Below are 12,557 nucleotides of genomic sequence, written 5' to 3'. Positions count from 1 at the left end.
ACCGGGCCGCCGCGCTGCGGTCTCACGCCGTCGGACGTTGTTCGAAGCCCTCGATGGCGTCCGCGTCGGCCGCGCTGATCTCGATGCGCGCCACGTCGGCTTTCGGCGGCCCTTGGCGTGCCCAGTCGATGAAGTCGTCGATGCGCGCCTGGGGGCCGATCACAAGTGCCTCGACCCAGCCTTCGTGACGATTGCGCACCCAGCCGCGCAGCCCTAGGCGGGTAGCCGCGGCCTGCGCGCTGGCGCGGTACCACACGCCTTGCACCTTGCCATGGATGGCGAGCAGGCGCGCGACGGCGCCCTCCGAAGACGGATCGTTGAGGTCAGACATAGGCAATCTCCGGTTCCTTGCCGCTCAGCAGGCGCGCGCGGGCGACGGCCTCTTCGAGCGTGGCGGTGATGTTGTCGTCGCCCAGCCTGTCGAGGAAGCCCGAGCGGAACACGATCGATCCCGGCTGCGAGCCGAGCTGGCAGAGAATGAGTTGCGCCCCGCGCTTCTGCAGGTTGCGATGCAGGGTCTGCAGGATGTCGAGTCCGGTGGTGTCGAGGTTGAGCACCCGGTCCATGTCGAGAATGACCACATCGGGGTGGCCGTCCTGCATCAGCAGCAGGTTTTCGAGCTTGTTGGCGGCACCGAAGAACAGACTGCCGGAGAGCTTGTAGGCGAGCACGCGCGGTGTGCCGTCTGCGCGCAGCTGGGTCTCCGCGCCGTCCAGTTCGGGCAGCGTGATGCGCTCGATGCGGGTGAGATCCGACATGCGGTACATGAAGAACAGGCTCGCCAGCACCATGCCGATCTCCACCGCCAGCGTGAGGTCGAACACCACGGTGATGAAGAAGGTGCCGAGCAGGATCGTCCGGTACTGCAGCGAGTAGCGCGCCAGTTCGCGCGGCGCGAAGGCATGCCATTCGCCCATGTTGATCGACACGATGACCACGATCGCCGACAGCGTGGCGAGCGGGATGTGGCTGGCGGCGGGAGCGAGCGCGAGCACGATCGCCAGCAGTACGCCGGCGTGGATGATGCCGGCGACTGGGGTGCGCCCACCGGTGCGGATGTTGGTGGCGGTGCGTGCGATCGCGCCGGTGGCGGCGAAGCCACCGAACAGCGGCGCGGCGACGTTGGCGATGCCTTGTGCCATGAGTTCCTGGTTGGGGTCGTGGCGGTCGTCGATCTGGCTGTCGGCCACCCGCGCCGAGAGCAGGGATTCGATCGCGCCCAGCAGCGCGATCGTGATCGCCGGGGCGATCAGCTTGCCGAGCATCGACAGGCTGAGCTCAGGCAGGCCGAAGGCCGGGATCTCCTGCGGGATGCCGCCGAAGCGGCTGCCGATGGTGTCGACCGGCAGGGCGAGCAGCGCATTGACTGCGGTCATGACGATGAGAACGGCCAAGGGACCTGGCAGGCGCCGCATCCAGGCGACCCGCCGCGCCTGGCGGTTCCAGCCAATGAGGATGACGAGCGACACGACCGCCACCGCCAGCGTGGGCAGGTGCAGGGTCGGCAGGGCGTCGATCAGCGCCGCCATCTTGGCGAAGAACTCGCCTGGCAGGTCGGTGATCTGCAGGCCGAGGAAGTCCTTGATCTGCGAGATGAAGATCACCACCGCGATGCCGTTGGTGAAGCCGATCACGACCGACAGCGGGATGAAACGGATCATGTTGCCCAGGCGCAGCGCGCCCATGGCGAACAGCAGCACGCCCGACATCATCGTGGCGATGAGCAGGTTCTGCACGCCGAGGTCGGCGACGATGGCGTAGATGATCGGGATGAAGGCGCCGGTGGGGCCGCCGATCTGCACCCGGGAGCCACCGAGCAGCGCGATCAGGAAGCCGGCGACGATCGCCGTCCAGATGCCGGCGGTGGGCGACATGCCCGAGGCGATCGCGAAGGCCATCGCCAGCGGCAGCGCGAGTACGCCAACGGTAATGCCCGAGGAGAGGTCGCCGATGAAGGTGGCCCGGCCATAGCCGGGCAGCGTGTCGAAGAGTTTGGGACGGAAGTCGAGTTTCATGCTTTCTCCGCTGCGTACTGGTTCAGGACGGGGCACGAGGCCCATGCGGCGCCGCCTTCGGATCGAGGGCCGACGCGAGCGGCGGAGAGACTCACCCTCGGCCCGCGTGGTGCAGGACGATCCAGCGTTTCGAGGGTGTGAGCGGCATGGCGGCTACTCGTGGCGGATCACTTCACCTTCATGCCCGGCACCGCGCCGTCGTCGGGCGACAGGATGAAGAGGCCCGGCGTGGCGCCTTCGGTGTCCGAGGCTGCGAGCACCATGCCCTCGCTCATGCCAAACTTCATCTTGCGTGGTGCGAGGTTGGCGACCATGACCGTCATGCGCCCGACGAGTGTGGCCGGGTCGTAGGCCGACTTGATGCCGGCGAAGACCTGGCGCGGCTTGGCATTGCCGGCTTCGTCGGTTTCGCCGATGTCGAGCTGCAGGCGGATCAGCTTGTCGGCGCCTTCGACGTGCTCGGCATCGACGATGCGGGCGATGCGCAGGTCGACCTTGGTGAAGTCGTCGATCGAGATGTGGGGCGATGCCGTCTCGGCCGCCTGCGCGGCGTGCTGCTGCTTTTCGGCGTGGCGCTGCTGGGAAGACGCCGCCTTGGCGTCCTTCGCCTCCTTCGGCGGGGCGGCGGGGGCGAGTGATTCGCGGTTGGCGTCGAGCAGCGCGTCGATCTGCTTGCGCTCGACGCGGGTCATCAGGTGGCTGTACGCTTGGATGGCGTGGCCTTCAGGCAGCGGCGCCCATTCGCCCTGCCAGTCCATCGTCGGGATGGTGAGGAAGGCCTCGACCTGCGCGGCCAGCGCCGGCAGCACCGGCTTGAGGTAGCGGGTGAGATCGCGGAACATCGTCAGCGCGGTGCTGCACACCGTGTGCAGGTGCGCTTCCTGGCCTTCCTGCTTGGCGAGTTCCCACGGCTTGTGGTCGTTGACGTACTGGTTGGCGACATCGGCCAGGCGCATGATCTCGCGCAGCGCGCGGCTGTAGTCGCGCTCGTCGTAGGCGGTGGCGATCCGGCCCTCGCTCCATGCGGCGGCGAACTCGGCACAGGCGGCGGCATCAACTTCGCCCAGCTTGCCGTCGAAACGTTTGCCGATGAAGCCGGCGCAGCGGCTGGCGATGTTCACGAACTTGCCGACGAGGTCGGAATTGACCTTGGCGATCATGTCGTCAAGGTTGAGGTCGACATCTTCCATGGTGCCGTTGGACTTGCCGGCGAAGTAGTAGCGCAGCCACTCGGGGTTGAGCTTCTGCGCGATGTAGGAGTGCGCGGTGATGAAGGTGCCGCGGCTCTTGCTCATCTTGGCGCCATCGACGGTGAGGAAGCCGTTGACGCACAGCTGGCTGGGGGTGTTGTAGCCGGCGAACTTCAGCATCGCCGGCCAGAACAGGGCGTGGAAGTAGAGGATGTCCTTGCCGATGAAGTGCACCATCTCGGTGCCGGCCGTGGCGGCGCGGGCGGCGTCCGTGTAGTCCTCGACGGTAATCGTCTCGCCCGCGGCGGCGCGCTTCTCGACGAGGTTGCGGAAGCTGGCGAGGTAGCCGATCGGCGCGTCCAGCCACACGTAGAAGTACTTGCCCGGCGCGCCCGGGATCTCGAAGCCGAAGTAGGGCGCGTCGCGCGAGATGTCCCAGTCGGAAAGCTTGTTTTCGCCTTCCTCGCCGAGCCACTCCTTCATCTTGTTGGCGGCTTCCGCCTGCAGGCGGCGCTCGCCGGCGGTGTTGGTGCCGCGCGTCCATTCACGCAGGAAGGCGACGGCGCGCTCGTCGGAGAGGCGGAAGAAATAATGCTCCGAAGTCTTCAGCACCGGTTTGGCGCCGGACACCGCGGAGTAGGGGTTCTTGAGCTCGGTGGGAGCGTAGGCCGCGCCGCAGGCCTCGCAGTTGTCGCCGTACTGGTCGGCCGCGCCGCACTTGGGACATTCGCCCTTGATGAAGCGGTCGGGCAGGAACATCTCCTTAACCGGGTCGTAGTACTGCTCGATCGAGCGCGTGTCGATCAGGCCGCCGGTCTTCAGCTTGCCGTAGATGTCCTCGGCGTAGAAGCGGTTCTCGGGGCTGTGCGTGGAGTGGTAGTTGTCGAAGGCGACGCCGAAGGCGGTGAAGTCACGCAGGTGTTCGCCATGCACGCGGTCGATGAGCTGCTCGGGGGTGAGGCCTTCCTTCTCGGCGCGCAGCATGACCGGCGTGCCGTGGGTGTCGTCCGCGCAGACGTAGTGCACCGAATGGCCCCGCATGCGCTGGTAGCGCACCCAGATGTCGGCCTGGATGTAGCCCACCAGGTGGCCGAGGTGGATGTCGCCGTTGGCGTAGGGCAGGGCGTTGGTGACGAGGATCTTGCGAGACATGATGTGTGCGGACGGGCCTGCTGAATAAAGTCAGGAGTTTAACAAAGCGGGCGCCCGCACTGACTGGTCGCGCGCAAGGATCTGGGTCTGCTCGCGAATCGGGTGCTCCGGGCGCCTTCTCTTCATGAACACGTCCTCCACGGCGGGCAGGGGGCGGTTGGATGCACCTGATGCTCAAGGTTGCCGGCTGAGGATCAGTTCTACCCGACGGTTCCGCGCGCGTCCTTCATCGGTGGCGTTGCTGGTGAGCGGGTCAGCTTCGCCATGGCCGTCCGCGCTCAGGCGTTCCAGCGCGATGCCGCGCTGGCGGAGGTGCTCGGCGACCGCTTCGGCCCGGGTGATCGACAACTGCAGATTGACCATCTCGCTACCCTGGCTGTCCGTATGGCCGACCACCTTCACCGCCGCACCCCCTTCGCCGGCGAGGACGGCTGCGAGCGTATCGAGCGCCTTGGCCAGGGGTGGGCGGATCTCTGCGCTGCCGCTCGCGAACCCGTCGGGCACCGGAATCTGCAGGCGTAGCCCCTGGACTTCGGGGCTGCCGATCTCGATGCCGTGCACCTCGGCGGTGGCTGTGAGCAGGCGCTGGCGGAGCGCCGGCCAGTCCGGCTCGGGCGTGCTCACGCGCACGAGTGCATGGCGATTGATCGGGTCGGTGGGTTCGGGGGCGGGGAGGGTCGCGCAGGCGCCGAGCAGCAGGACGGAACCGACAAGGGGGAGGAGACGGCAGCAGCGTTGCGTATTCATGGAGGGCGTGGATGGATGCCTCTTGGGGGACGCCTGCCGTGGCAAGGCGTCGCGCCAGATCGTGGGTGCAGCGGAACTGCAGGAATAAACCCTGTTCAGAACGCGGGTGAGCGAATGCTCCCGCTCCGGTATGATTCTGCCGCTTTCACCCCGCAGCGGGTGCACCGATTTTCGAGGAAAACGCGATGAGTCTTGATCAGCAAACCGTAAACGAAGCGCTCAAGCAGGTGATCGACCCGAATACCGGCAAGGATTTCGTGGCTGGCCGCAGCATCCGTAACCTGAGCGTAGAGCACGGCGCAGTCCGTTTCGATGTCGAGCTCGGCTATCCGGCCAAGAGCCAGCATGAGCCCATCCGTGCCCTGTTGAGCGAGGCCGTGTCGAAGCTGCCCGGTGTCCAGCGCGTCGAGATCAAGGTGACCAGCAAGGTCGTGGCGCACGCGGTGCAGCAGGGTGTGAAGCTGCTGCCGGGTGTGCGCAACATCATTGCCGTCGCTTCGGGCAAGGGCGGCGTGGGCAAGAGCACGACTGCGGTGAATCTCGCGCTGGCGCTGTCGGCCGAAGGTGCTCGGGTCGGCATCCTCGACGCCGACATCTATGGTCCCTCGCAGCCGCAGATGCTGGGCATCGGCGATCAGCGTCCGGTGTCGGCAGACGGCAAGACCATGATCCCGCTGCAGGCCTACGGACTTCAGGCCATGTCGATCGGCTTCCTGATCGACCCTGATACGCCGATGGTCTGGCGGGGGCCGATGGCTACGCAGGCGCTGAACCAGATGCTCAAGGACACCGCCTGGGACGATCTCGACTACCTCGTCATCGACATGCCGCCGGGCACCGGCGACATCCAGCTCACCCTGTCGCAGAGCGTTCCGGTGACCGGTGCAGTCATCGTCACCACGCCGCAGGACATCGCCCTGCTCGATGCGCGCAAGGGCGTGAAGATGTTCGAGAAGGTGGGTGTGCCCATCCTGGGTGTGGTGGAGAACATGAGCATCCACATCTGTTCGAAGTGTGGCCACGAGGAGCACATCTTCGGCCACGGCGGTGGCGAGAAGATGTGCGCGGATTTCAATGTGCCCTTCCTCGGCGCGCTTCCGCTGGACATCCAGATTCGCAGCGAGGCCGACGGTGGCTCGCCGACCGTCGTCGCCGACCCCGAGGGGCGCATCGCCTCGACCTACAAGCAGATCGCGCGCCGGGTCGCGGTGCGCATCGCAGAGCGCTCGAAGGACATGACGCACAAGTTCCCGAACATCGTCATCAAGAGCACCTGAACCCGGGTGCTTCCGGGGCGGAGCGCCACGGCGGCCGTCCCGGTGTGCGGTGCAGCAACAATGCCGTGGCGAGGTCTTTCCCCGCTGCGGCGCTTGTCCTACACTACGCCGCTTTTACGACCGGCCCTGCTGCCGGCCGCAACGCACTCCGCTGGAACCCGCGCCCATGTCCATCAAGTCCGACAAGTGGATCCGCCGCATGGCCCAAGAGGCCGGCATGATCGAGCCCTTCGCGCCGGAGTTGGTGCGCAGCAACGACAGCGGCCGCATCGTCTCCTACGGCACCTCGAGCTACGGCTACGACGTGCGCGTGGCAAACGAATTCAAGATCTTCACCAACATCAACTCGACCATCGTGGACCCCAAGGACTTCGATGCGCGCAACTTCGTCGATTTCACGGGCGACGTCTGCATCATCCCGCCGAATTCCTTCGCACTGGCGCGCACGGTCGAGTATTTCCGCATTCCGCGCAGCGTGCTGACAGTGTGTCTGGGCAAGAGCACCTACGCGCGCTGCGGCATCATCGTGAATGTCACCCCGCTCGAGCCAGAGTGGGAAGGCCACGTGACGCTCGAGTTCTCCAACACCACGCCGCTGCCGGCCAAGATCTACGCCAACGAAGGCGTGGCGCAGATGCTGTTCTTCGAGTCGGACGAGGTGTGCGAGACCTCTTACAAAGATCGCGGTGGCAAGTATCTCGGCCAGACTGGCGTCACCTTGCCAAAGATCTGAAGCGACGACGCGCAGAGAGGATGCATCCACGGGGCCGCCTGACGGCCCCTTGTACTTTTCCGAAGCACTTTCGGTAACGCGCAGGCAACCCACGACGGCTACCCTGCCCATTTTGTCCGTCCCGCAAGGACACCGCTGGAGAGGACCAGGATGAGATTTCACTTCCCCATCATCATCATCGACGAGGATTTCCGCTCGGAGAACACCTCGGGACTGGGGATCCGCGCGCTGGCGAAGGCGATCGAGGACGAAAGCATGGAGGTGCTCGGTGTCACCAGCTATGGCGACCTGACCTCCTTCGCGCAACAGCAGAGCCGCGGCTCTGCCTTTATCCTGTCGATCGATGACGAGGAGTTTTCCTCGCCCGAGGCTTCGGCCAAGGCCATCGCCGATCTGCGCGCCTTCGTCGTCGAGATTCGCTTCCGCAATGCCGACATCCCGATCTTCCTGCATGGCGAGACGCGCACTACGCGCCATATCCCCAACGATGTGCTGCGCGAGATGCACGGCTTCATCCACATGTTCGAGGACACACCGGAGTTCATCGCGCGCTACGTGGTGCGGGAGGCGAAGAACTACCTCGATTCGCTGGCGCCGCCCTTCTTCCGCGCACTGGTGCACTACGCCGCCGACAGCTCGTATTCGTGGCACTGTCCGGGGCACTCGGGCGGGGTCGCCTTCCTGAAGAGCCCGGTGGGCCAGATGTTCCACCAGTTCTTCGGCGAGAACATGCTGCGTGCGGACGTCTGCAACGCGGTGGACGAGCTTGGTCAACTGCTCGACCATACCGGTCCGGTGGCGGCCTCGGAGCGCAATGCGGCGCGCATTTTCAACTGCGACCACCTGTACTTCGTCACCAACGGCACCTCGACCTCGAACAAGATGGTGTGGCACACCACGGTGGCGCCCGGCGACATCGTCGTCGTCGACCGCAACTGCCACAAGTCCATCCTCCACTCGATCATCATGACCGGTGCGGTGCCGGTGTTCCTGACGCCGACGCGCAACCACTACGGCATCATCGGCCCGATCCCGCTGGAGGAGTTCTCGATCGAGAACATTCAGAAAAAGATCGAGGCCAACCCCTTCGCTCGCGAGGCGAAGAACAAGAAGCCGCGCATTCTGACGATGACGCAGTCGACCTACGATGGCGTGGTCTACAACGTCGAGACCATCAAGGAAATGCTCGACGGCCAGATCGACACCCTGCACTTCGACGAAGCCTGGTTGCCGCACGCCGCCTTCCACGATTTCTACGGCGACTATCACGCGATCGGCGCGGATCGTCCGCGGTGCCGCGAGTCGATGGTGTTCTCCACCCAGTCGACCCACAAGCTGCTCGCCGGCCTGAGCCAAGCCTCGCAGATCCTGGTGCAGGACTCGCAGACTCGCAAACTCGACCGCGACATCTTCAACGAGGCCTATCTGATGCACACCTCGACCTCGCCGCAGTACGCGATCATCGCGTCCTGCGACGTGGCGGCCGCGATGATGGAGGCACCAGGCGGTACCGCGCTGGTGAACGAATCACTGTCCGAGGCGGTGGAGTTCCGCCGCGCGATGCGCAAGGTGGACGCCGAGTTCGGCGAGGACGAGTGGTGGTTCAAGGTCTGGGGGCCGGATTATCTCGCCGAGGAAGGCATCGGTCACCGTGACGACTGGACCCTGAAGGCGGGCGAGCGCTGGCACGGCTTCGGCAACCTGGCCGAAGGCTTCAACATCCTCGACCCGATCAAGGCCACGATCATCACCCCGGGTCTCAACATGGACGGCGACTTCGCCGAACACACGGGCATCCCGGCGGCGATCGTCACCAAGTACCTGGCGGAGCACGGCATCATCGTCGAAAAGACTGGCCTGTACTCCTTCTTCATCATGTTCACCATCGGCATCACCAAGGGCCGCTGGAACACGATGGTGACCGAGTTGCAGCAGTTCAAGGACGACTACGATCGCAACCAGCCGTTGTGGCGGGTGATGCCCGAGTTCATTGCCAAGCACCCCCGTTACGAGCGCGTCGGCCTGAAGGATCTGTGCAACCAGATCCACAGCTTCTACAAGGACCACGACGTTGCCCGACTGACCACCGAGATGTATCTCTCGGACATGGTGCCGGCGATGAAGCCTGCCGATGCCTTCGCGAAGATGGCCCACCGTGAGATCGAGCGTGTGGTGCTCGACGAACTCGAGGGCCGCGTCACGGCGATGCTGGTCACGCCCTATCCGCCGGGTATCCCACTGCTGATCCCGGGCGAGCGCTTCAATGCCACGATCGTGCGTTACCTGAAGTTCGCGCGCGACTTCAATGCGCGCTTCCCCGGCTTCGAGACGGACATCCACGGTCTGGTCAAGGGCGAGGACGGCCGCTACCACGTCGATTGCGTGAAGGGATGAGCGCTGGCGCCCGGGTACCTGGGCGCTTCGATTGAAGAAGGAAGAAGGGCCGCGGATTGCGGCCCTTCTTCATGGTGTGTGGTGTCGGGGGCTCAGCGTCGCCGGTACTGCACGAAGTCGAAGTCGTACTCGTTCTCTTCGTCTGCGCTGCGCGCTTCGCGCCGGTCTTCCACGAATTCGGACAGATCGAAGGGCGGGAAGTGCGCATCCCCTTCGACGTCCGCCCAGACTTCGGTGAGCTCCAGTCGGTCAGCCAGGGGAAGTAAAGTGTCGTAAAGCTGCGCGCCGCCGATGACGAACAGCGTGCCGCTGTCCATAGCGGCTGCGATCGCAGCCTCCGGGCTGGCAAAGACTTCGGCGCCGTCGGCGTTGAAGTCTTTGCTGCGGGACACCACCATGTTGCGCCGCCCGGGCAAAGGACGTCCGAGCGATGCCCAGGTCTTGCGCCCCATCAGGATGGGGTGCCCCATGGTCAGCGCACGGAAACGCTGCAGATCCGCCTTCAGCCGCCAGGGTAGGCCATTGTCGCGGCCGATCACGCCGTTGCGCGCGACGGCGGCGACGATGACGATCTCGGGGGTCTTGCTCATATGGCCACCGGAGCCTTGATATGTGGGTGGGGATCGTAGCCTTCGAGGCTGAAGTCCTCGAAGCGGAACGCGAATATGTCCTTGACCGTAGAGTTGAGCCGAAGTTGCGGCAGCGCGCGCGGCGTGCGCGACAGTTGCTCCCGCGCCTGATCGAGATGGTTCAGGTAAAGGTGGCAGTCCCCGCCTGTCCAGATGAAATCGCCCGGTTCGAGATCACACACCTGTGCCACCATGTGCGTCAGCAGCGCGTAGGACGCGATGTTGAACGGGACGCCCAGGAAGATGTCCGCACTGCGCTGATAGAGCTGACATGAGAGCCTGCCCTTTGCCACGTAGAACTGAAAGAGTGCGTGGCAGGGGGGAAGCGCCATGCGGTCTACCTCCCCCGGATTCCAAGCCGAGACGATGTGGCGGCGGGAGTCCGGGTTGCTCCGGATGCCATCGATCAGTCGGGCGATCTGGTCCACGCGGGTGCCATCGGCGTTCTCCCAGCGGCGCCACTGCTTCCCATAAACCGGGCCAAGCTCACCGTCCTCGTCTGCCCATTCGTCCCAGATCGAGACCCCGTTTTCCTTGAGGTAACGGATGTTGGTGTCGCCCTGGAGGAACCAGAGCAGTTCATGAATGATGGAGCGGGTGTGGAGCTTCTTCGTCGTCAGGAGTGGAAAGCCTTTCTGCAGGTTAAAGCGCATCTGCCAACCGAACACCGACACGGTACCGGTTCCGGTTCGGTCGGTCTTGCCGTCGCCGTGCTCGAGCACGTGGCGCATCAGGTCGAGGTACTGTTGCATGGGGGCCCTCGCAAAAGCCTCGATTCTAACGGGTGAGTACCCGCTCCTGCCATTTGAGCCGCGGCGTCGCGACAGCCCATATGATCTGGACATTGCGCGGCTGCGAGGCGCAGAATGCCGCAAACACATCGGCGGGTAGGGTGTGCCCCTGAGCGGCGTCCTCTGCCCGCCCATTCGGAGACCGTCTTGCACGCCCCCAGGCCTCTCGATTATTCCCCTGTTGCCGTCTTTGCCGGTGCCGGAGACGTTGTTGCCGGCTTTCATGCAGCGGCGTTCGCGTTGCGCTCGCTTGCCGGACCCGGTCATGAGAGCGCGGGGGATGCAGCATTCGGCATCGTCTGCAGCTATGGCGATGCCTTCGGAGATGCTGTCGCTTCCTCTGCTCCGGGAGCCGGTGCCGGGCGTGTTCGGGATGCGGGCTGGGCTGTGCGCTGGGTGGCCAGCGTACGTGACTGCGCGATCGCCTTGAGTGATGCGTACTGGGCGTCGTGCAGGGGCGCGGATGGTTCGGCGCCCGCTGCGTACCGCCTGCGTCTGGCGTCGAGCGCTGCGGAAGTGGTCAAGTGGTCCGCCTGCAGCCGAAGCCGCCCGCCCCTGGATGTATGGGGGCGTCTGGCCGTTCTCTTCACTGACGCTCCCGAGTCGTATGGACGACTGGTCGGGGGCGACCTGCCGGGCATCGGGCGAGAGTATCTGCGTGCGATCGCTTACCATAGCGCGGGTCTTGACCAGATGGTGCTTGATACGGCGCTCGCGGCCTGCGCATTGATCGACCGTGCGCTGCCCTTCATCGAGTTGTCCCGCAAGAAGAGTCTGCCGCTCCAGTATGTGGTTTCGCCACCGGATGCGCCGATGCCGGAGCGCCGGGCGGGAGAGCCGTCGTCGGGAGCGTGGCATTTCCAGGCGGACGCTGCAGGTGAGCTTCTGCGCGGATTCCGGGAGGCGCTCGAGCGTGGGGAAGTGCCGGCAGCACTTGCGGGGCAACCCCTTCCGGCACTGCACGATGCCGTCGAGGCGCTCCTCCGTAGATGGTCTGCGGACCCGCCCATCCGTCTGCGTCGACGCTTCCCTCAGGAAGCCGAGATCGACGTGACGCATGGGTTCGAGAACTGCCTTGCCGTACTGGATGAGCGTGCCTCAATCTCACGCCAGAGGTGCCGCACACTGGACTTCAGCCATAGCGGCTTGCACTTTTCCATGGACCTTGAACCCCCGGGGGGCTGGCCTGACATCGGAGGGCTTGTTGCTGTGCATTTCGTAGATGGGCAGGGCTGGCAGCTTGGGGTCGTCCGCCGGCTTGGTTTTGGGCAGCCGCTGACGGACCTTGGTATCGAACTGATTGCGCGTAAACCGCAGGCTGCGGATCTCGATGACGGGCGCTCGCCGGTGCGCTGCATTCTGTGCGACGAAGTATTGAAAGGGGAGTTGGTGCGGGTGGTGCTGCCATCCGACTGCGAGTTCGTATCGGAGCGAGTCTTCCTGCGCTCAGTTGCGGGCTTGTTCACCCTGCGCAAGCTCCAGCAGGAACTTGTCGAGCGAGACTATCGTATCTGCACCTTCCAGGTGCTCTGATCCGCCCGAGTGGGTCGTTTAGGTTTTTGTGCAGATAGTGCTTGACGTTGTTTCTGCTGGGTCTATAATGCGCACCTCTTCAGCGCTGCAGCGGTT

10 protein-coding genes are annotated in these 12,557 nt (G+C 64.8%); 4 read left to right on the top strand and 6 right to left on the bottom strand.

Features of this window, described 5'->3' with window-relative positions; genetic code table 11:
* Positions 1-22: 22 nt before the first annotated feature.
* The 4 genes from ACUH78_RS09650 to ACUH78_RS09635 form a co-directional block, all read right to left on the bottom strand.
* Positions 23-331: an acylphosphatase gene (locus ACUH78_RS09650; RefSeq protein ID WP_445333338.1), complete on the bottom strand. Its 309-nt coding sequence runs from the start codon at positions 329-331 to the stop codon at positions 23-25.
* Positions 324-2,015, bottom strand: coding sequence for a SulP family inorganic anion transporter (locus ACUH78_RS09645; protein WP_418364991.1), 1,692 nt, complete (start codon positions 2,013-2,015; stop codon positions 324-326). Before ACUH78_RS09645 ends, ACUH78_RS09650 begins: the two co-directional genes overlap by 8 nt.
* A 167-nt stretch (positions 2,016-2,182) precedes the next feature.
* The gene (gene metG / locus ACUH78_RS09640) at positions 2,183-4,357 is read right to left on the bottom strand and encodes a methionine--tRNA ligase (RefSeq protein ID WP_445333337.1); all 2,175 of its coding nucleotides are present in this window, start codon (positions 4,355-4,357) and stop codon (positions 2,183-2,185) included.
* A 174-nt stretch (positions 4,358-4,531) separates the two neighbouring features.
* Complete coding sequence (locus ACUH78_RS09635; protein WP_445333336.1) at positions 4,532-5,104, bottom strand: OmpA family protein; 573 nt, start codon at positions 5,102-5,104, stop codon at positions 4,532-4,534.
* Between the two features lie 185 nt (positions 5,105-5,289).
* Here ACUH78_RS09635 and apbC point away from each other — a divergent pair, with 185 nt between their 5' ends.
* The 3 genes from apbC (at position 5,290) to ACUH78_RS09620 (ending at position 9,508) form a co-directional block, all read left to right on the top strand.
* Positions 5,290-6,381: an iron-sulfur cluster carrier protein ApbC gene (apbC, locus tag ACUH78_RS09630; protein WP_418364994.1), complete on the top strand. Its 1,092-nt coding sequence runs from the start codon at positions 5,290-5,292 to the stop codon at positions 6,379-6,381.
* A gap of 166 nt (positions 6,382-6,547) precedes the next feature.
* Complete coding sequence (gene dcd / locus ACUH78_RS09625) at positions 6,548-7,114, top strand: dCTP deaminase (RefSeq protein ID WP_048705906.1); 567 nt, start codon at positions 6,548-6,550, stop codon at positions 7,112-7,114.
* A gap of 150 nt (positions 7,115-7,264) precedes the next feature.
* Positions 7,265-9,508, top strand: a complete 2,244-nt coding sequence (locus ACUH78_RS09620; protein ID WP_320368283.1) for an Orn/Lys/Arg family decarboxylase — start codon at positions 7,265-7,267, stop codon at positions 9,506-9,508.
* Positions 9,509-9,600: 92 nt separating this feature from the next.
* Here ACUH78_RS09620 and ACUH78_RS09615 read toward each other — a convergent pair whose 3' ends face one another.
* Positions 9,601-10,098: a dihydrofolate reductase gene (locus tag ACUH78_RS09615; protein WP_418364995.1), complete on the bottom strand. Its 498-nt coding sequence runs from the start codon at positions 10,096-10,098 to the stop codon at positions 9,601-9,603.
* Entirely contained in the window at positions 10,095-10,889 is a 795-nt protein-coding gene (locus ACUH78_RS09610; protein ID WP_320368281.1) for a thymidylate synthase, read from the bottom strand. Before ACUH78_RS09610 ends, ACUH78_RS09615 begins: the two co-directional genes overlap by 4 nt.
* Positions 10,890-11,075: 186 nt before the next feature.
* Here ACUH78_RS09610 and ACUH78_RS09605 point away from each other — a divergent pair, with 186 nt between their 5' ends.
* The gene (locus ACUH78_RS09605) at positions 11,076-12,461 is read left to right on the top strand and encodes a hypothetical protein (protein WP_510497561.1); all 1,386 of its coding nucleotides are present in this window, start codon (positions 11,076-11,078) and stop codon (positions 12,459-12,461) included.
* Positions 12,462-12,557 lie beyond the last annotated feature (96 nt).

The organism is Thauera sp. ZXT1-4 (assembly GCF_052598215.2).
Note: the sequence above shows the minus strand (reverse complement) of the source record. Positions and strands in the feature narration are given on the sequence as shown.